The sequence below is a fragment of the Streptomyces cynarae genome (genome assembly GCF_025642135.1).
Lineage (GTDB): Bacteria > Actinomycetota > Actinomycetes > Streptomycetales > Streptomycetaceae > Streptomyces > Streptomyces cynarae.
Window position 1 is genome coordinate 8,792,035 of sequence record NZ_CP106793.1, and the last position, 18,223, is coordinate 8,810,257.

Sequence of the window (18,223 nt, forward strand, 5' to 3'; positions counted from 1 at the left end):
CGGGTGCGGCAAGATCAATTTCTCACGCCGTGGAACCACTTCCGAGACGTGCCGTGGAGCCCAACAAGGTGCGTACCAGAGGTGCGTACCAACGGAAGGCGGTTGCCGATACTCGGTTGATCTCTGCCCCGCCCCTGTGGAGACTCCGGTCCGTGACCAAAGCCGCCCGTGACCTCGTTCTGGAGAACTTCGCATGGATTCACGGCCATGCCGATGTGTGGGCGATCTTCCGAGACGCCACGGCCCTGAACGCAGTCGTCAAGGCGCTCGTCGAGCCGTTCAAGGATGGCGGCATCACCGCAGTCTGCGGTGTCGAGTCGCGAGGATTCCTCCTGGGCGCCGCCGCCGCGGTGGAGTTGGGCGTCGGCTTCATCCCGGTCCGCAAGGGCGAGGGGCTGTTTCCCGGCGAGAAGGTCGAGCGTCGGGCCGCGCCGGACTATCGGCAACAACGGAATTGTCTTCGCCTTCAGCGGCATGCGTTGACGCCGGACGACAAGGTGTTGTTAGTCGACGACTGGATCGAGACCGGGAACCAGGCAGCCGCGGTCAGGGCCATGGTTTCGGAGTGCGGCAGTGGCTGGGCCGGCTGCAGCGTCATCATCGATCAACTCAGTGAAGAGGGGAGACAGGCCGTCGGGCCGGTTCAGGCGTTGCTGGCCTTCAGCGACCTTCCGCTCTATCAGGTCGAGGAGGAGGCCGGCCGAGAGGTAAGGCCGGCTGTCTCACGCGGCTTGAACTGCTGGCTGGGGCCGTGGCGATGCCCCGTTGGGCCCGGCGGGCTGACGGGTGAGACGCCGGGACATGAGCGTGATCGCCGCAATGGTGACATCGCCTCGGGTGTGCAGCGGTAGCCGCTCGTAGTCCCTGACCAGGCGCCTGGCATGCATCGCCCATGCCCAGGAGCGTTCCACGATCCAGCGACGCGGCAGGATGACGAAGCCGGGGAGGTGCTTCGGCCTGCTGACGGTCTCGATCGTCAGGCCGAGGAACGACTTCGCTCACTTCACGAGACGGAGGCTGCCGCCGAACTCGGCTACCAGGCCGGCGGCCTGCGGACCGCGCCGTCGATCCGGCCCGGCAGCGGACGTCCATGGCGGCCGGGCCTTGGCCCGCTGGAACTGGCCACCGAAGTGGTCCATATGCGCACAGAATGTTGGATCGTGATCGCGTACCTCTCCGGAATAAGGGACGCCGAGGTACGGGAGCTCGCCCCCGACTGCGCGTTCACCGAGAACGGCCCCGACGGCCGTATCCGCCACAAGCTGCGCGGCAGGGTCCTCACGGGCCGCAAGCTCACCGGCGAGGAGGCGAATGGCTCGGGCTCGACATCGTCCACCATGCCGTCGCGTTGCCCGCCACCGTCAACGACGACCCGACCCACCTGTTCGGCCACAAGGACATGACCAGCAGCAGCCTTGTTCGCCTTACGCTGCCGCTCCTACGTCTGCGGTCGGCGCCGCGCGTGGAGTGCAGCGCCTTTGTGCCCCTGCCTCCGAGGAGTTCGAGAACGCGGCACGAGGGGCGGAAGCGGGCTCGCAGTGGCACGTCGTCTGACACTTCGGGCTTTTGCAGGGGACCGACGGCGTCGGCCGCGACCTTCGCCGTCTCACCATCTGACCTGAGATGAGTCATCCGGGATCGATCAGGGTTTGCTCAGGGGCGTTCCCTGATGAGCGGGGCTGCGGATGCGCAAGAGACTGCTGGTCGGGCCGGCCGGACGCCGGTCCGACCGCGACTTTTCTGGAGAGCCTCTCGTGAATCGCTCCGCTCGTCACGGCCGTTGGTCCGCCCTGGCCGCCTCCGGCACCTTACTGCTGACTCTGGCCGCGGGTATGGCCGCTCCTGACTCAGCCGCCATCCCGGCCTCCGCGCCGACCACCACCACCGCGCCGCTGCCCGCTCTCGACCCGGTCACGCTGAAGGCGGCCATCGGCGGCCTGCCGAACGCGGACCTCACCGGCGCGCTGCTACGGATCACCGGCAGCTCAGGCCACTGGTCGGGCACCTCGGGCTTGGGCAATCTGGAGACCGGTCAGGGCGTCCCACGCAACGCGTACATCCGCATCGGCAGCATCTCCAAGGTCTTCACCGCCACCATCGTCCTCCAACTCGCCGCCGAACACAGGATCGGCCTGGGTGAGCCCGTCCAGCGGTACCTGCCAGGTGTCCTGCCCGCTGACCTGCCACCCATAACGGTCGGCCAACTGCTCAACCACACCAGCGGCCTACCGCGCAGTGCCGCCGTGCCGGAATTCGGGGACGGCAGCCCCGAATGGTTCGCGGCCAACCGCATGAAGAGCTTCACCCCGCAGCAGGTGATCGGCTCGATGGCGGGGCAGCCGATGCAGTACGCGCCGGGAACTGCGCAGCAGTACAACGGGATGAACTACTTCGTCGCCGGCCTGCTGGTCGAGAAGATCACGGGGCACACTTTCGCCGACGAGGTCCGGTCCAGGATCACCCGGCCTCTCGGCCTGCACGACACGTACGTCCCCGGCGCCGACGACCCGCACCTGCCGAGCCCGCACTCCCACGGCTACCTGACGGTGAAGTCCTCGGACGGCACCACGCATCCGGTGGACGTGACCGAGCAGAGTCCCTGGCCCTGGGCCGAGGGCGGCATGATTTCCACCCCCGCCGACCTCGACCGTTTCATGACGGCGCTCTTCCGTGGCCGTCTCCTGCCGCCGGCTCAGCAGACCAAGCTCTTCACCGTTCCTGACGTGCCCAGTTTCCACAGCAGCCAGTGCCGCACCGAGGCCGACGCGGGCCGGGCCTGCATGACCATGGGCCTGATGCGGGTCAAGGCCTCCAACGGCGTCGTCGTCTGGGGCAAGACGGGCTCTCGCCCCGGCTACACCAGTGGCGTGTTCGCCACGCGGGACCTCTCCCGCAAGATCGTCTACTCCGTCAACCCGACCAACCTGAACGGCACCGAGATGCGCTACATCCAGCAGATCGCCGCCGCCTCCTTCGGCACCTTGGTCCCGGCCCGGAGCTGACCCCGAAGAGCCGGACGTCCTCGGCCGTCCGGCTCCCGCCCGTTACCTCTGGGTCGCCAAATACTTTGCCGACCACGGCGCCGCGGTGCCTGCGGCGGGTATTGCTGGGCGGTGGCGTCGCGGCGCTCGCCGCAGCGTTCCTCGGCAGCTCGAAGCGAAAGCCTCCTTCCTGAGTCCACTTACCCCGGACATCGAGTGCCGCTGGCGTGCACCAAACCGCAGTCCACATCCGCGGACAAGGGACAAGGCCAAAACCCTGTCCATATCTTCGGCTCCGCGGCCCATCCTGGGGGGAGGGCGGGGCTGTCCACGGCCATAATCAGCATCGGCTCGGGCAAGGGCCACGTCATGCCGTGATGCCTCCCACGCAGGCGCCCGGGCATGTTCCAGCTGGTCGGCAGCTATGCCCGGCCGTGGTCAGTGCCCAGGCAGAGAATCAGCGGATGGCCCTGGAACCGACAGCGTCAGGCAGGTCCGAAATCCTCGCCGCTGCCTTACATGCGTACCTGTCCGCTACCCGCCACCGGCCTTGGAGGTTGAGGCGTTCCTGGGCGCCGCGGGTCGGGATCTGCTTCTTCCTGGTGGTGGCAGCGGGACTGTTACTGGGCTTTGTAGCCGCCGTCGACGTTGAGGATGGTTCCGGTGACGAAGGATGCCTGGGAGGAGGCGAGCCAGGTAATGGCTTCGGCGACCTCGGTGGGGAGGCCCATCCGGTTGACCGGCTGGAGGGCGGCGATGGTGGTCTCGTCCCAGGTGCCGGCCTGGATCGCGGTGCTGAGGATGTCGGTCTTGATCGCGGCGGGGGCGACGCCGTTGATGCGGATGTTGTCGGTGGCGTATTCCAGCGCGGCGGACTTGGTCAGGCCGACGACGGCGTGCTTGGTGGCGGAGTAGTTGGCCGCGTAGCGCATGCCGCCGAGGCCGGCGATCGAGGCCAGGTTGATGATGGCGCCGCCGGGGTTGTCCTGGGCGAGCATCTGCCGGATCTGGTACTTCATGGCCCAGAAGACGCCGAGCACGTTCGTGGTGAGCATCTGCTGGAAGCGGCTGGTGGGCTCGTCGGCCAGGCGGCCGGTGTCGAGGGAGACGCCGGCGTTGTTGACGGCGACGTCGAGCCGGCCGAAGCGTTCGACGGTGGCCGCGATCAGCGCGATGACGGACTGCTCGGAGTCGACGTCGGCGGCGATGAAGGCGGCCTGGCCGCCGTTGTCGCGGATCTCGCGGGCGACGGCTTCTCCCGCCTCCTTGCGGCGGCCGGAGACGACGACGGCGTGACCGGCGCGGGCCAGGGCCAGGCTGGTCTCCTTGCCGATGCCGGTGGTGGCTCCGGTGACCAGGGCGACGCTGGAAACGCTCATGACGGTGGACCTCTTTCATGTGCAGGACGGTGCGTACGGCCGACGATCCCGAAATAACAGACCGCCGGTCTCTCACTTCTTCAAGGTAAGAGACCGATGGTCCGATGTCAAAAGACCGGCAGTCTGTAAGATGGGTGCATGGCGACTTTCCAGCGGGCGCGCAGTGAGGAGCAGCGCGAGATCCGGCAGCGGGCGATCCTCGACACCGCGGCGGCGATGCTCGACGAGATGGCGGTCAGCGCGGTCAGCCTGAACGAGCTGAGCCGACGCGTGGGCCTGGCCAAGTCCAACGTGCTGCGGTACTTCGAGTCACGCGAGGCGGTCCTGCTGGAACTCCTGGACCACCACTGGCGGCAGTGGACGGCCCAGCTCCCCGCGCAGTTGGATGCCGCGATCGTCCCAGACGCTCCCGTGACCGAGCGCGGTCAGGCGTTCGCCGCCGTCCTGACCCGTTCCCTCACGCAGCACCGGGTGCTGTGCGACCTGCTCAGCGCCCAGGCCGGCGTCCTGGAACACAACGTCTCCGCCGACGTCGCCGCCCGCTACAAGCGCTCCGCCCTCGGCAACGTCGCCGTCCTGGCCGCCCTGGCCCGCCGCCACCTGCCCGAACTGGGCGACCACGCCGACCAGTTGTGCGCCCAGGCGATCATGGTGACCGGCGCGGTGTGGACCCACGCCCGGCCCTCCGCGGCCATGCTCGCCGCGTACGAAGCGGACCCATCGCTCGCGGCCCTGCGCATGGACTTCACGGACACGCTGGAAGAGATGCTGGCCACCCTGATCGCGGGCACCCTGGCCCGGACCGAGGGCTGACCATCCGGGTGGCCGTCCACATCTCCGGCAGCGACGGTCTGACCTCCGCCTCCCCGAATAGGAGCTGGCCGTCCAGCGCACTCTCGTTGAAGACCTCGGCGGCACCTTCCACCAGGTCGTCGGCGGCGACGTTCCCGCCGCACTGCTGGACTTCGCACGCGGCGTGAACGCCACCCAGATCGTCCTCGGCGTGTCCCGCCGCAAGGGCTGGCAGTACGTTCTCGGCCCCGGCGTCGGCGCCGCGGTCCGTGCGACTCCGGGCCCGACCTCGACGTCCACCTCATCACGCACGACGAGGCGGGCAAGGGCCGCGGCCTGCCAGTTGCCAGGGGCGCACGGCTTGGCCGATCCCGGATCGTGTGGGGCTGGTTCGTCGGCCTCGGCGGGCCCGCGCAGCTGACGTGGCCGCTGAGCAGCGTCTTCCCGGGCGTCGGACTGGCCAACGACATGCTGCTGTTCCTGACGATGACGGTGGCGGCGGCCCTGCTCGGCGGCCTCTTCCCCTCCCTGGCGTCCGCGGTGGCGGGCTCCCTACTGATCAACTGGTACTTCACACCGCCGGTCCACACCTGGACGATCGCGGATCCCAAGAACATCGTCGCCATCGCGGTGTTCTTCGGGGTCGCCGTGTCCGTGGCGTCCGTAGTCGACCTGGCCGCCCGCTGCACCCACCAGGCAGCCCGGCTACGCGCCGAGTCGGAGATCCTCTCCTTCCTCGTCGGCAACGTCCTGCGCTGCGAGACCAGCCTCGAAGCCCTCCTGGAACGGGTCCGCGAGACCTTCGGCATGGAATCGGTGGGACTGTTCGTGCTCAGCGTGCCGACGGCACCGGAGCGTCGGCCGGAACATCCTGAGCGCACGGCCGCGATCACCTTCTGAGAGCCGAGACCCACCAGGGCCTCAGGGCCTCGGGCGGCACCGTCTCGAACTCCTTCCGGACGTGCCGTGTGTCCAGCCGCAGCCCAGGGCGTTGTGGCGGTGCGCGGCCGTCAGCCCGGCCTTCAGCGGCGAAGGCGGCACCGCGAGGACGGGGCAGGCGGCGTGGGCGAGGCGTAGTAGTGGCTCACCCACGGCAACAGATCGCGGCGCAGACGGCTGCGCCGTCCGGCGCCGACAAGGTCGTCCCAGTGATCGGTGATCTCCACCAGCGCCGGGCTACGGCCGCGCCACCCGCCCAGCCACGCCATTGCGGCGGCGGCGCCGCACCATAGCTTCGAGCTCTCGGCCATCTCCTCCACCGCGGAGAGCACCGTGCCGGCTCGGGGCGGGATGCGGGAGGCCGTCCGTTTGCTCAGCGTCCGGTCAGCGTCGCGCAGCCCCGCCATTAGCCTCATGAGGGGTAAGTATCCCGCAGGTCAACACCCTATAACCCAAGATCAACGGGCGCGAGTCACACGCCGCCTGGAGCCCCGGCTCATAGCCACCACCTGAGGTCGCTATCGAAGATAGGCCGGAAGGCCGCTGATCCGCTCCCGGTCGCAGAGATCGGGAACGAGCCGCTCGCCGCCGTACACCGCCCAGCCGCCGACGGGGAGGACCGCGGCGGACAGCCGCTCGGTGAAGCCCGCCGGATCGGCGGAGGCCAGCGGGTACAGGCTCTGGTAGATCGTCGCGTTGATGTCGGGGCCGTGGTAGTTCTGCGGATCGAACTCGTGCCGCCCGTAGTGCGTCACACGGCTGACGATGTCGGCGGGAAGTCCCGAGGGCACCGAAGAACGCTGTCGACGGCCGAACAGAGCCATGGTCCCCCTCCACGCTCAACGCTGCCCAGCCCCGGCTGCGCACATGTGCCTTGAGCCTTGGCACACGAGTCTGCTCCTGAGGTCGTCCCCTTGCGACCGATAAGGGTCGATGGGGATTTATGGAACGTCGGCACTTGCTCCCGAGGACGACGTCCGCTGAGCGACAAGCGAACAAAGCAGCGGCAGACGAGCAACGACGATCAGCGAGTGCCCTCAGCGGCGATGTACGTGACCTCTGTGCCAGGCCGCAGCGCCTGCTGGAGATAATGATCGGATAACCGGGCTGCGAGTGGGAAGGGCGGACGCCAGGCCTGTCCTCGTTGCAAGGACCCCATCTCACCCAGCCGGGGTCTCCCAGCGAGAACGAAGTACTACGGCACGACCAGCGGCACTGTGAAGTGGTTCAACGCCGAGAAGGGCTTTGGTTTCATCGCCCTGGTCGTCACCGACCGCCGCAGGAAGCGCAAGAAGAAGGTGCTGCCGGCCGCCCAGCTCCCGGCGGCCGAGCCCGAGCGCCGAATCCCGCCGTCCACCACGGCCACGGCCGACGAGCAGCCCGGCGGGGCGAACTGAGAGATGCCTGACGGGGCGCACAACGGTGCGCCCCTACCAGGCTCCCGGTTCAAGGGAAGGATGATCACGGGACGACCCCGGCGCACCACCACCGGCACCAACAACAAGTTCGCCCGCCCGCCCGGCAACTCGCCGAGCTCAGGCCCGCCGACGCTACCCTTACCACGCTCAAGAAGCTCACCGGCCTGTCCGTCGCCACGCTCTCCCGGACCATGGATCCCACTAAGAGCACCTAACAGAAAGCCTGGTCGTAGCCATATCCCCTTCCTGGCTGAGTCGGCAGTGCTGCGGGAGGCGCTCGGGCCCGAGCTGTACGAGGCCGTACTGGCCGTCCGCCGTGCGGAGGCGGAGCTGTTCGCGATGTTCACCGACGCGGACGTCATCGAGGCCGTCCGCTGGCGGTATTGACTGGCTACTCCTCGGGCTCCCAGGCGATCAGCTGCTCGAACACCTGCTGGTCGCCCTCGATCTTCAGGTCGCTCAGCGTGAGGCGGCCCCAGACGAAGAGGAGCAGCTGCTCGGCCGTGCCCGTGGCCGAAGCGGAGGCGGGCGCGGCGTCGTCCGTGAGGGGTGCGGGCCAGGCGCCGGTGCCGTCCAGCGCGAGGAGCCAGGAGCGGCCCTCGGTGGCGTGGTAGTGGATGGTGGCGGCCTCGTGCGGCCAGGCCGCCGGGGTGGAGTTGCAGGTGTCGAGAAACTCGGCCACGCCGTCGATCGCGACGTCCGCCGGCATCGGCTGCACGGCGCCTGCGGCGAGCTGGGCGTCGTAGGTGTGCACCAGCACCTCGTGCACCCGGCGCCGGGCAACGCCCCAGGCACTCGCCGGCGACACGCCGGCGCCCCACCACACCCAGCACTCGCGCTCCGGGCCAGCCTCGCGCAGCGCACTCAGCAGCAGCTCGTTCGACTCGGCGTACCAGGCCAGCAGCGCCTCGAGCTCGCGCGGCGCCTCCGCGGCATCCTTGGCCGGCGGAGCCTCGGCCGGGCCCGCGGCAACGATCGCGGCCCACCAGCGCTGGCCCGTACCCAGGTGCTGCACCAGATCGAACAACGTCCACTCGGGGCAGGACGGCACCGGCGCGTCAAGGCTGGGCGCGGCGGCAACCGCGCTCCGGAACGCGGCCGACCGCTCGTCGATCAGTTGCAGCAGAGCGGAATACTCAAGACTCTCTGTCACATCGCTTACCTATCACCCCAGCTCAGCCGACCGCACCTTATTTTCCAGGCCGTCAGCTGCGGGAGTTAGAGCACCTAATAGAAAGCCTGGTCGTAGCCATATCCCCTTCCTGGCTGGCTCGTGGGGACCAGGGGCTTCGTCGTGCTGCCTCGCCGTTTGAAAGTCGAGCGGTCGATCGGCTGGATCATGAACGCCCGCCGCAACGTGAGGGACTACGAGCGGCTTCCCTAACACGCCGAGGCACACCTGAACTGGGCGTTCAGCACTCTCATGACCCGGCGTCTGACCCGCATCGGCCCCCGCACCGACAGCTGGACGAAGAAGGCCGGGCCCCCCGCTTGAGCGCGACGGGGAGCACCGACTTCCGGACTTCGTGAGCAGCGCCGAAACGGCCGTCTCCGTGACTACACCCGCTTCGCCCCCGAACCCTGCGGCAACGAGCCCTCCGCCTTGTCATGGGGAGAACCGATACGGTCCATCTGCCTCCAGGCCGGGAAGATCACCGGGCACAGCGTGGCAAGCAGATACACACCGCCAACCGCCAGCAGCGAGAAGGGCGGTCCGGCCGAATCCACGAGGAAGCCCGCGGCCGGTCCGCCCAGCGGAGTGACCAGCTGCAGCGAGGCCGTTGTCGCGCGGACGTGTCTGGCACCGCTTCACGAGCCGCCTACGGCCCTCGACGCTCAGGGACGCATTCGCGTGGGGCACTCGTGGTCCTCTCGAAGTCAGACGACGGCAGGCGCGAAACCTATCGTGCGCGCCTGCCGCATTGCGGCCTTTCAGTCCTGCGGTGCGACGCGGATACGGTTCCCGTCAGGATCGGCTGCGAGGAAGGTCAGCCCGAACCCCGCATCATGAGGCTCGCGCAGGATCGTGACCCCGTTGGACTTCCACTGCTCAAAGGTCGCGTTGAGCTCGGCGGGTCCACCGTCGATGGCCAGGCAAACCTCACTGGTGCGCGGGACGTCCGGTGACAGATCCTCGAACTGGCCAGACCACAGACCGAGGTCAGCGCCTGGCCCGAGGTCGAAGGTGATGTATCCCGGAGTCTCGAACGAGGGGCTCATGCCGAGGAGGTCGCCGTAGAAGCGAGCTGCGGCGGGAGCGTCGTTCACGTAGACGATGGACACGACGGATGCGGTCATGGTTGTTCCTTCTCACAGGTCGTAGGTACGCATCCACGAGCCTGACCGGGATATGCGCCGCATCGTGTCGCAATTCCTGAAAAAATTGGTGTGTGACCCCAGACCGCTTCTTCACCCTGATGCTGCTCCTCAAATCGAGGGATGCCGTGACCACACAGGAACTCGCCTCAGCGCTCGGGGTGTCCCTTCGAACCATCACCCGAGATCTGAACTGGCTCCGCGACGCCGGTCTGCCGGTGACCGCACACCGGGGCCGCGTCGGAGGCGTGACCATGCTGCCCGGATCCGGACTCGACCTCACGCGACTCACACCGGGCGAGCGTGATCATCTGTCGCTCACTGGGCTGGATGAGAAGCAACGTGCGGAGCTCAACGCATCGGTCGAAAGCCGGCGCGCGCTCTCCAAGATCGCCGCTACGCAGCCACGTCGAGTTCATGAGCTCCTGCCGCTCACGGACGTAGTGCACGTGGACAGCCGTCCCTGGCGTCAGGCACGAGCTTCCGGCACGACTCCGGCTTCGCTGATCGGCGCCGTGCGGCGAGGTCGCCGGCTACGGATCGAGTACGACAGCCCACGCGAGTCGTGCCCACGTGACCTGGTTGTGGATCCCTACGGGCTGTTCGCCAAGGCCGGCATCTGGTACCTCGTCGCCGACCGTGCCCGAGTGCCACGGATGTACCGACTCGAACGCATAACGACGTGGAAGGAAGGCGACCAGCCACGACGGATCCGCGAGAACCAGACTCTGGCCACCGTCGCTGCAGCGCTCATTGATCAGTGGGAACACAACCACGCGATAGAGGTCAGCGCCACCATCGACCAGACCCAGATCGAGCGAGCGCAACGGATCTTTGGCCAACGACTCCTCCGGGACGACCATGAAGAATCCGCCACCGGCCACAAGGTAACGATCCGCTTCCTGCATCTGGAGGACGTGCGAGCACTACTGCCGTTCGGGAGCGCCATCACTGTGCACGGCCCCACCGAAGCCAGGGCTCACCTCCGCGACCTCGCCGCCGATCTTGCCCACCACTATGCGCCGTCACCAACGTCCTGACCCGCAACAGCTAGGGCCTGTCTCAAAGTCCGGCTCATTTGATCTTGTGGCAAGATCGCGGGATGCTACGACTAACCGACTTCATCATCGATTGCCCGGACACGATGAAGCTGGCAGCCTTCTACTCCGAGGTGATGGGGCTCCCGGTCAAGGAGGGCAGTAACGAGAACTGGGCCGGTATCCAGTTCGGCGAGGTCGAACTGGCCTTCATCCAGGTTGAGGACTACCGCGCCCCGCAGTGGCCCGACAGCGAGCACCCCAAGCAGTTCCACCTCGACTTCGAAGTCGACGACATCGAGGCCGAACAGCGCCGCGTCCTGGCCCTCGGCGCGACCCTGCAGCGGGACTGCACCGGCCCCGACGGCTACGGCTTCCGCGTCTACGCCGACCCCATCGGCCACCCCTTCTGCCTCTGCCGCAACAAGGGTGTCATCTGGACCGATCAGGGCCTCATCTGGCCCAATCGCGACTAGGGCGTGTTTCGGAGTGAGCTGAACGGCGGCGTGTCCTGATCAGGAGGGAGCGAGGTCTTCGGTAAGGGCTCATCGACCAAGAAGAACCAGACACCGGAGACCTCGTGGCGCCTGGAGCCGGTCTTACCTGCTCCCAGGCGGCCGGGTCGGCCCTCGACGTGGACCACGCGGCAGCTCATCGACGGCATCCGATGGCGGTTGCGGGTCGGCGCGCGGTTGCGAGACGTGCCTGCGTGCCACGGCTCCTGGCAGGCGGTCTACGCGCTGTTCCGGCGCTGGCAGCGCGACGGAGTCTGGACGTGCATCCTGGCCGCGTTGCAGGCCAGGGCCGATGCGGCGGGGCTGGTCGACTGGCAGGTGAGTGTGGATTCCACCATCATGCGCGCGCTTCAGCACGCCGCCGGCGCCCGTCGGCAGCCGGATGCCCAGCGCGAGCCGCCCGGCGGAAGCACACCGGGCCGGGTGATCACGCGCTGGGCCGCTCCCGCGGCGGGCTGTCGACCGAGCTGAACCTGGCCTGCGAGCACGGGCAAAGCCCCTTGTCGCTGGTCCTGAGCGCCGGGCAGGCTGGGGATGCCCCGTATTTCGAGGCGGTGATGGCCGGTATTCGCCTCGCCCGGCTGGATGGTGGCCGACCGCGGACCTGGCCGCAGCGGGTTCGCGCCGACAAGGCGTATTCCTCCCGCGCTATCTGCGCCCACCTGCGGCGGCGCCAGATCGCCTGCACCATTCCCGAGCCTGCTGACCAGGCCGGTCACCGGCGCAGGCGCGGCAGCCGTGGCGGCCGCCCGCCTTCGACCCGATCGACGAGCGCGGCCGGCATGCCGTGGAGTGCGGCATCAACCGCCTCAAACGCCACCGGTGGCAGCCACCCGGTTCGACAAGCTTGCCGTCCGCTACCTGGCCACCGTCCACAGCACCGCCATCAACGAATGGCTTCACCTACTTCGAAACGGTCTAGCTGCCCAGCGGGTGGAAGCCAAAGGTGCCCTTGAGCGTGGCCGCGGCCCCTTCTTTGCTGGACGCGCTCGTGATGACCGTGGCGTCCAGGTCGACGACGATCCAGCCGTCAGCCTCCGTCTGGCGACTGTGAGCCACGGGTAGCCGCCGGGCCGCAGGCGGAGCAGCATCCACACGTGCCGACGCACCCGCCGCCGAACCTTCGCGATCCGCGTCAGGGTTTTGTCGTCCAGTTCGGCCAGCAGGCGGCGCATCGTCGAGTCCGATGCCGCCGGGCCAACAAGCCCTGGCGGTGAACCTGAAGCTGCTCGGCCTCCATCAGGCTCCGAGCCCCGAGCACCATCGCGACGGCGAGCTGGGCGAGCACCCCGGCCCGCTCCCGCCACCCGGCGCTCGTACTGGGGGAACCACCCCGGCGAGCCCTCGCGTCAGCCCCATCGGGTCCGCCAGCCGACGCAGCAGGACTGCCACTGCATGCCCGACCAGCCGCTTTCCGTCGGCCGCCACGGACAGCCCACGATCTCACCCCGTACGCTGGCTCACCAGAAAGGTGTCCTGACTCCTGCACCGGATACGACCTAGACACTCGCATCTGCTGTCGGGGCGTCAGCTCGCCCAATTTCGCTGAATAACCGGGGTTAAGAACGCCCGGCAGTAGGCGTCACTTCAGGCGCTTGGTCGTGGGGCGGTCGTCCCAGCGGTAGAGCGGGGTCGCGCGGCGTCAGCATACGCACGTGACGATCGCGGCGGATAGGTGGAGGTAGAAGTCCACGACGCGGCTGCGTTTCTCGGTGCAGCGCCCCAGCTTGCCGAACCGTTCACCACGCGTGACCGCGTTCGCCATCCAGCGCTTGCCGGCCTGGATCGGGGCGGTGAGACCCTTGCGGGCAATCTCGCCGGTGAAGCCAAGCTCAGCCAGGGCGGAACGTGTCTTGTCACTGTCGTAGCCCGGTGCAGATTCGCGTTGACCGGCCGAGGCAGCTCACCGACCTGCTCCTTTGCGGCTTGCAGGGTGGGCACGAGGAGCGGAGAGTCGTGGCGGTTGGCTCCGGCCACCACGATGCCGAGCGGGACACCGCGCGCCTCGGTGGCCACCGAGCGCTTCAGTCCCTTCTTGTCCCGGGTCACCGGCGAGCGCCCGGCGGCCTCCCCACCGCAGAGGCCTTGGTAATGCAGCCGTCCACGGACAGTTCGCCCAGCTCCAGGCCGATCACGCGGTCGTGGGTTTCCAGGGCGAGCGCGTGGATCTTTTGGGCAATGTCCAGTTGGGCACCAGTAGTTGACGTGGCGTCGGATGGTGTGGTCCGAGCTGCTGGGGCTGGCGATCCGTTCATAGCCGGACCCGTGCACCAGCGCGGCAATCACGTGCTCGAAGACGGTCCGCTCGGGGACGCGCGGGTTGTGACAGCTCAGCGGGTGGGTGTCGACGTGCTCGGGCAGTAGCGCCGCGAACGGGTCCTACAGGGGTTCGAACAGGCCGGCCGGCAGGACGGGGCACGCTGTCTCCGCGAGAGGACGTCCGTCGCGTAGTGGCGCCACTGGGCTTTCCTGCCGACCGTCCGATGGGATCCGCTGTCGCAGCCGGACTGCATAGCATGGGGTCAGCGCGGGTGGAGCTGTCCGGTGGTGGGGACGCCGAGGACGAAGATGTGGCCGATGTCCGCATCCGGGTAGCCGTAGTCGATGTTCTTCACCCGAAGGTGCTCCGGGGTGGCCTCGACGATCTGAACGGCGATGGGATCCGGGCGGCCGGGCAGGGATAGCAGCCAGTCCTGGGCCAGGTAGTCCAGTCCGGCGCTCTCCAAGCACTGGCGGGCGTGGTCTTCGCTGCCCGGTCCGCTCAGCGGATAACCGAAGGGGGTGACCGGGACAAACTGGCCCAGGGCTTCTTCAACGGGACGCAGGTGGCCGAGGAGTTCGTTGTCCTCACGGCGGTGGTGGCGGGGCCAGTGGGCGGGGATCACAGAGAGCACTCCAGGGGCGGGCCGGTGCCGCACCGTACGGGAGGCGCCGCCAGGAGATGGGAGCGGGCCGAAGGCGGGGGAGCGGGGTGGAAGGCGCCAAGTTGCCGGGGTCTGCAGCCCCCAGCAACCGGTGACGGTCAGCTCAGCCGGGCGTCGGCATAGGCGACCATGGCGTCCCGCTGGTATTCGACTTCCCGGCCGAACACTGGATCCACCTGCGGACGACGAATCCCATCGAGTCGACCTTCTCCACCGTCAAACTCCGCACCAAGGTCACCCGCGGCGTCGGCAAGCCCCGCCACCCTGTCGATGGCGTTCAAGCTCGTGAGTCCGCCCAGGCCCGCCGGCGCGCGCTCACCGGAGCCAACCTCGTCGCCCTGGTCCGCACGGGCGCCGGTTCGAGAACGGCGTCCGAGCGGCGGGGGGACGCCGCCGCCTGATCACACCTCACGCGATTCTTTCAGACCGTGATCGCAAGCTTGCCCTGCACACCGCCGGCAGCCAGCACCTCGTGCGCCTTGGGCAACCTCTCCAGCGGGAACACCTGCTGCAGGTGCACCCGAAGCCTCCCCGCCTCGACAAGCTGGGTCACTGCCTCCAGGCCGCGCGGGTCCGGCTCCACGCCTACCGCCGCGAAGCGCACGCCGGACTGCTCCGCCAGCTCCGGCAGGGTGGTGCTGAGCCGCTCCACCGCCGTCACCAGCACGCCGCCCTGCCGCAGCACGCCGAAGGAACGCTCGGCGTTCCCACCGCCTAGGGTCTCCAACACAACGTCAACTGGCGCGTTCTGAAGCACCTCTGTGTAGTCCTGGGTCCGGTAGTCGACCAGCTGGTCCGCACCCAGCTCGCGCAGGAAGTCGTGCTTGGCCGCGCTCGCCGTGCCGATCACCTCTGCGCCGAGGTGCTTGGCCAGCTGCACCGCGACGTGCCCGAGCCCGCCGCCCGCACCGTGGATCAGCACCCGTTGCCCCGGCCGCAGCTGCGCGATTTCCACCAGTGCATGCCAGGCGGTCAGGCCGACCAGCGGCAGCGCCGCGGCCTCCTCGTGGCTGATCCCTGCGGGCTTGCGAGCCAACTGCCGTGCGGGGGCGACCAGGTACTCAGCGTTCGCCCCGGCCGCGGCCGGGAAGTACGGCATCCCGTATACCTCGTCGCCGACCTTGAACCGGTGCACACCTGGATCGACCTGCTCTACAACCCCGGAGACGTCCCAGCCCAGGACGAAAGGCGGCTCGCCCAGCAACGGGAAGACGCCGGATCGGACGAACAGTTCCACGGGGTTGACGCTGGTCGCCCTGACTCGGACCAGCACCTGCGTCGGTCCAGGAGCCGGCTTGGGCGCGTCGTCGACGAGCTCCAGCACCTCGGGGCCGCCGAAGGTCTTCTGGGTGATCGCACGCATCGTCATGCATTCCTGTTCGGAGATTCGTTTTGGATGTCCCTATCCTCGGCAGCGTGGTACCCGTTGAACAGAAGGCACTTCAAAGGTATATAGGTACCTCATGGGTACTACTGACAACCTGCGCTTCTACGGCGGCGCGGATGCCTATCTGGCTGCTTGCCCCTCCCGCCAGATCCTGGACGTACTCGCCAACAAGTGGACCATGCTGGTCATGGGCGCACTGTCCGGCGGCCCGATGCGCTTTGGCGAGCTGCGGCGCCGCCTGGACGGCATCACTCAGAAGATGCTCACTCAGACCCTACGTACCCTGGAGCGCGACGGCCTCGTCATCCGCACGGTCTACCCCACCATTCCGCCAAAGGTCGAATACACAGCCACCGGGCTGGGCGAGAGCGTCACCGCGCTGATGCATGCGATCCGCGCCTGGTCCGAGGAGAACATCAACGCCGTGCTGGACGCCCGCGACGCCTACGACGCGCGGGCCGCCCAGGAGGTACAGCCCGTCACGGCCTGATCGCCTCCGCTCGGCAGCGCCTGGCCGCCCTCGGATTCGTCATCCAGACCCAGCCCGCTTGTTCGTCCTGCGACACGAGCTGCCCCACATCGCAGCTCAGCTCAGAACGCCAAGGTCCAGCGGTTCGTTAGCCGTTGTTAGAGGGCATTTGGGCGAAGGGGTGCAAGATCCCGGCGCACACCCCGTGTTGGGGCTGTCGTCGGTGGTTCGGCGGTTCGGGCGGGGGAGTATCTGCTCGTTGTGGTTGTAGTGTGAGGGGCCGTCATGCGCGCTGTCTGGGCGTCGGCCGGTCATGGAAGTCGCCGGCGTCCCCCACGAGCTGATCCGCTGGACAGTCCGCCGCAGCGAGCAGATCACCGCCCGCCTCACCGACCTGAGCACGAGTGCGTCACCGCCACCGACGACGGCACCCTGAAGTTCGCGCCAGAGGTCTCCGAGCGGGCACAGGCGAAGTAGAACCGGATAGCCGCCCACAAGAGCCGCCTCGCGAAACCGCAGCCCGCTCCCTGGCGGGGCTGCGCCAGGACGGGCCTGCGCGCGGGCCTTCCTCGCCAACGGCGCCGACCTTATCGACTCCCTCGTCGAGTGATGTTCGACAGGCGGCACCCGGGCAGACGGCTTAGCCTGGAAACCACCGCAGTGAAGCTGATCTGGAAAAGCACTCGACAGCGGCAGGGCCGCTGCCCGTTTCTCAGGGGAGGCGAGGCATGCCAGGTCACGTGAGAGTTGTGCGCTCTGTCGTTGCTGTCGCCGCCACCGTCGCGCTCGCGTCGGCCGCGTCTTGGCAGCCGACGCCAACGACAATCCTGCTGGATGACCTTTCCCAGCATCCTTCGGCCCGACCGAGTGCCTTCCAGGTGACCTCGCACGTCGCGCTTACTGATCTGCGCTGGAACACCTGGGGCGGGCAGACAGCGACCGCAACCGGCACCGTGGACATCAACACCTGCCAGCCGACCTGCGCATCCGGCCGCCACCGCCTGCTTCACCAGGCCCGCTTGCAGGTACGCGGCGTCCGGATCGACGCGGGGCAACGCTTCTACCGGCAGTACCGCATCACCGGCCCGGTCCTCACCGCCACCGACCGTGCTGCCTTCTCACACTGGACCAACGCCTACGTTCCCAGCGACTTCCGCTGACCGACAGCCGACGGGCCTAACACATCTCTCTCGCCAGAGCCATTCCGCCCACGTCGGCCCGGTTATGTTCGGCGCCACCATCGAGCGATCTACATCATCGGAAGGGCCGCGCCACCGCACCACTTGTAGGGGCGGGAAGCCGGCAGTTCGACGAGGTTTCCCCCGGCGAGTCCGGTTGCGCTCGACATCGGACCGGCCACGTGGTTGTCGTCGTGGTTGGCGCACGTGTTGCCTCCGCTCGGTCCGAGCCCGGCTCCAATGCCTCCTGCATGCGCGGATCCTGCGGTCACGGCCAGAGCAGCGGCGGTAAGTGCCGTGGCTGCCAGAGAGGAACGTACGGTTCGGTGCACCTGAATCTCCTGTCGGTCTCGACCGCATGCCGCCCAACGAGGACAGGGCGCCTCGGTCACACCATGGGGGCAGCACGACCGTCAACAGCGCTTCGGGGCCCGTCATCGACAACATCACCGTCAAGCCGTTCCAGCCCTGCTCCTGCGGTTGACCCCTTCGTGCACGCCCTGCCGATGCTCGCCCGCTCCAGACTCGCGAGTTGGGTGACCAGCATCAGCGTCATCAACAGCTGGCACGCGACCCCGGCCGAATAGCTCCGAAAACACGTCATCACCCATCTGCCCATCCTGATCGCGGACCCCATCGACGAGATGAGCCACTGCCCCACCCCGTCCCCGGCTGGCTGCCCGACTGCCGCCGTCGCCTTCCGGCTACCAAGCGGGCTCCACCCGGCCTTCAACCGGTGAACAGGTGGTATTCCGAACCTGCGCTACCCACCTGCCCACAGGAATGCCCGCTTTCGTGGGTTTGGCGGCTGGTTGTAGTGTTCCCACGGTGTTGGTGTGTGCGCCGTGGCCACGCATCCAGTGCCTTCTCACGAGCGGTTTCGCATCC

The 18,223-nt window shown here is 68.1% G+C and carries 18 protein-coding genes and 6 pseudogenes; 14 read left to right on the forward strand and 10 right to left on the reverse strand.

What is annotated here, in order from left to right:
- The first annotated feature begins 152 nt into the window (after positions 1–152).
- Complete coding sequence (locus N8I84_RS39835) at positions 153–851, forward strand: phosphoribosyltransferase (RefSeq protein ID WP_263234391.1); 699 nt, start codon at positions 153–155, stop codon at positions 849–851.
- Here N8I84_RS39835 and N8I84_RS39840 read toward each other — a convergent pair.
- Positions 848–947, reverse strand: a pseudogene (locus tag N8I84_RS39840) (IS5/IS1182 family transposase); the annotation flags it as partial. The gene N8I84_RS39835 and the pseudogene N8I84_RS39840 sit on opposite strands and share 4 nt — an antisense overlap.
- Here N8I84_RS39840 and N8I84_RS39845 point away from each other — a divergent pair.
- Positions 948–1,403: a hypothetical protein gene (locus tag N8I84_RS39845; protein WP_263234392.1), complete on the forward strand. Its 456-nt coding sequence runs from the start codon at positions 948–950 to the stop codon at positions 1,401–1,403.
- Positions 1,404–1,832: 429 nt separating this feature from the next.
- Positions 1,833–3,002, forward strand: a complete 1,170-nt coding sequence (locus N8I84_RS39850) for a serine hydrolase domain-containing protein (protein ID WP_263234393.1) — start codon at positions 1,833–1,835, stop codon at positions 3,000–3,002.
- Between the two features lie 599 nt (positions 3,003–3,601).
- Here N8I84_RS39850 and N8I84_RS39855 read toward each other — a convergent pair.
- Entirely contained in the window at positions 3,602–4,360 is a 759-nt protein-coding gene (locus tag N8I84_RS39855) for an SDR family NAD(P)-dependent oxidoreductase (RefSeq protein WP_263234394.1), read from the reverse strand.
- A gap of 138 nt (positions 4,361–4,498) precedes the next feature.
- On the opposite strand from N8I84_RS39855, the gene N8I84_RS39860 reads away from it, so the two are divergent.
- Complete coding sequence (locus N8I84_RS39860; RefSeq protein ID WP_263234395.1) at positions 4,499–5,173, forward strand: TetR/AcrR family transcriptional regulator; 675 nt, start codon at positions 4,499–4,501, stop codon at positions 5,171–5,173.
- An 8-nt stretch (positions 5,174–5,181) separates the two neighbouring features.
- Positions 5,182–5,977 (forward strand): annotated as a pseudogene (locus tag N8I84_RS39865) (DUF4118 domain-containing protein); the annotation flags it as partial.
- A gap of 197 nt (positions 5,978–6,174) precedes the next feature.
- Here N8I84_RS39865 and N8I84_RS42935 read toward each other — a convergent pair.
- Together N8I84_RS42935 and N8I84_RS39875 are read right to left on the reverse strand one after the other, a co-directional pair.
- Positions 6,175–6,507 (reverse strand): hypothetical protein, encoded by a 333-nt coding sequence (locus N8I84_RS42935; RefSeq protein WP_313884326.1) that lies wholly within the window; start codon positions 6,505–6,507, stop codon positions 6,175–6,177.
- A 102-nt stretch (positions 6,508–6,609) separates the two neighbouring features.
- Positions 6,610–6,915, reverse strand: a complete 306-nt coding sequence (locus tag N8I84_RS39875; protein WP_263234396.1) for a hypothetical protein — start codon at positions 6,913–6,915, stop codon at positions 6,610–6,612.
- A gap of 333 nt (positions 6,916–7,248) precedes the next feature.
- Here N8I84_RS39875 and N8I84_RS39880 point away from each other — a divergent pair, with 333 nt between their 5' ends.
- Positions 7,249–7,488: a cold-shock protein gene (locus N8I84_RS39880; protein WP_263235034.1), complete on the forward strand. Its 240-nt coding sequence runs from the start codon at positions 7,249–7,251 to the stop codon at positions 7,486–7,488.
- A gap of 282 nt (positions 7,489–7,770) precedes the next feature.
- Positions 7,771–7,896, forward strand: coding sequence for a hypothetical protein (locus N8I84_RS39885; protein WP_263234397.1), 126 nt, complete (start codon positions 7,771–7,773; stop codon positions 7,894–7,896).
- Positions 7,897–7,900: 4 nt separating this feature from the next.
- Here the strand turns inward: N8I84_RS39885 and N8I84_RS39890 are convergent, their stop codons facing one another.
- Complete coding sequence (locus tag N8I84_RS39890) at positions 7,901–8,662, reverse strand: maleylpyruvate isomerase family mycothiol-dependent enzyme (protein ID WP_263234399.1); 762 nt, start codon at positions 8,660–8,662, stop codon at positions 7,901–7,903.
- Positions 8,663–8,791: 129 nt separating this feature from the next.
- Here N8I84_RS39890 and N8I84_RS43310 point away from each other — a divergent pair.
- A pseudogene (locus N8I84_RS43310) lies at positions 8,792–8,887 on the forward strand (IS5 family transposase); the annotation flags it as partial.
- Positions 8,888–9,441: 554 nt separating this feature from the next.
- Here the strand turns inward: N8I84_RS43310 and N8I84_RS39900 are convergent.
- A complete protein-coding gene (locus N8I84_RS39900) occupies positions 9,442–9,807 on the reverse strand; it encodes a VOC family protein (protein ID WP_263234400.1) in 366 nt (121 codons plus the stop codon).
- A gap of 92 nt (positions 9,808–9,899) precedes the next feature.
- Here N8I84_RS39900 and N8I84_RS39905 point away from each other — a divergent pair, with 92 nt between their 5' ends.
- The 3 genes and pseudogenes from N8I84_RS39905 to N8I84_RS39915 form a co-directional block, all read left to right on the forward strand.
- The gene (locus tag N8I84_RS39905; RefSeq protein WP_263234401.1) at positions 9,900–10,865 is read left to right on the forward strand and encodes a helix-turn-helix transcriptional regulator; all 966 of its coding nucleotides are present in this window, start codon (positions 9,900–9,902) and stop codon (positions 10,863–10,865) included.
- Positions 10,866–10,927: 62 nt separating this feature from the next.
- Positions 10,928–11,338, forward strand: coding sequence for a VOC family protein (locus tag N8I84_RS39910; RefSeq protein ID WP_263234402.1), 411 nt, complete (start codon positions 10,928–10,930; stop codon positions 11,336–11,338).
- Between the two features lie 111 nt (positions 11,339–11,449).
- A pseudogene (locus N8I84_RS39915) lies at positions 11,450–12,277 on the forward strand (IS5 family transposase); the annotation flags it as partial.
- Between the two features lie 18 nt (positions 12,278–12,295).
- Here the strand turns inward: N8I84_RS39915 and N8I84_RS39920 are convergent.
- The 3 genes and pseudogenes from N8I84_RS39920 to N8I84_RS39930 form a co-directional block, all read right to left on the reverse strand.
- Complete coding sequence (locus tag N8I84_RS39920) at positions 12,296–12,436, reverse strand: hypothetical protein (RefSeq protein ID WP_263235078.1); 141 nt, start codon at positions 12,434–12,436, stop codon at positions 12,296–12,298.
- 523 nt (positions 12,437–12,959) lie between these two features.
- Positions 12,960–13,738, reverse strand: a pseudogene (locus N8I84_RS39925) (transposase).
- 161 nt (positions 13,739–13,899) lie between these two features.
- The gene (locus tag N8I84_RS39930; RefSeq protein WP_263234403.1) at positions 13,900–14,262 is read right to left on the reverse strand and encodes a hypothetical protein; all 363 of its coding nucleotides are present in this window, start codon (positions 14,260–14,262) and stop codon (positions 13,900–13,902) included.
- A 185-nt stretch (positions 14,263–14,447) separates the two neighbouring features.
- On the opposite strand from N8I84_RS39930, the pseudogene N8I84_RS39935 reads away from it, so the two are divergent.
- Positions 14,448–14,702: pseudogene (locus tag N8I84_RS39935) on the forward strand (IS256 family transposase); the annotation flags it as partial.
- Between the two features lie 20 nt (positions 14,703–14,722).
- Here the strand turns inward: N8I84_RS39935 and N8I84_RS39940 are convergent.
- Positions 14,723–15,664 (reverse strand): NADP-dependent oxidoreductase, encoded by a 942-nt coding sequence (locus tag N8I84_RS39940; RefSeq protein WP_263235035.1) that lies wholly within the window; start codon positions 15,662–15,664, stop codon positions 14,723–14,725.
- Positions 15,665–15,764: 100 nt separating this feature from the next.
- Between N8I84_RS39940 and N8I84_RS39945 the strand changes: the two genes are divergently transcribed.
- On the forward strand, positions 15,765–16,178 hold the full coding sequence (locus tag N8I84_RS39945; RefSeq protein WP_263234404.1) for a winged helix-turn-helix transcriptional regulator: 414 nt from the start codon (positions 15,765–15,767) through the stop codon (positions 16,176–16,178).
- 728 nt (positions 16,179–16,906) lie between these two features.
- Entirely contained in the window at positions 16,907–17,317 is a 411-nt protein-coding gene (locus N8I84_RS39950; RefSeq protein WP_263234405.1) for a hypothetical protein, read from the forward strand.
- Positions 17,318–18,223: the final 906 nt, after the last annotated feature.

Bases quoted from the DNA above. Each gene is read 5' to 3' on its own strand.
- N8I84_RS39850 (WP_263234393.1), top strand. From the start codon at position 1,833: ATGGCCGCTCCTGACTCAGCCGCCATCCCGGCCTCCGCGCCGACCACC.
- N8I84_RS39860 (WP_263234395.1), top strand. From the start codon at position 4,499: ATGGCGACTTTCCAGCGGGCGCGCAGTGAGGAGCAGCGCGAGATCCGG.
- N8I84_RS39875 (WP_263234396.1), bottom strand. From the start codon at position 6,915: ATGGCTCTGTTCGGCCGTCGACAGCGTTCTTCGGTGCCCTCGGGACTT.
- N8I84_RS39900 (WP_263234400.1), bottom strand. From the start codon at position 9,807: ATGACCGCATCCGTCGTGTCCATCGTCTACGTGAACGACGCTCCCGCC.
- N8I84_RS39940 (WP_263235035.1), bottom strand. From the start codon at position 15,664: ATGCGTGCGATCACCCAGAAGACCTTCGGCGGCCCCGAGGTGCTGGAG.
- N8I84_RS39855 (WP_263234394.1), bottom strand. From the start codon at position 4,360: ATGAGCGTTTCCAGCGTCGCCCTGGTCACCGGAGCCACCACCGGCATC.
- N8I84_RS42935 (WP_313884326.1), bottom strand. From the start codon at position 6,507: ATGAGGCTAATGGCGGGGCTGCGCGACGCTGACCGGACGCTGAGCAAA.
- N8I84_RS39945 (WP_263234404.1), top strand. From the start codon at position 15,765: ATGGGTACTACTGACAACCTGCGCTTCTACGGCGGCGCGGATGCCTAT.
- N8I84_RS39910 (WP_263234402.1), top strand. From the start codon at position 10,928: ATGCTACGACTAACCGACTTCATCATCGATTGCCCGGACACGATGAAG.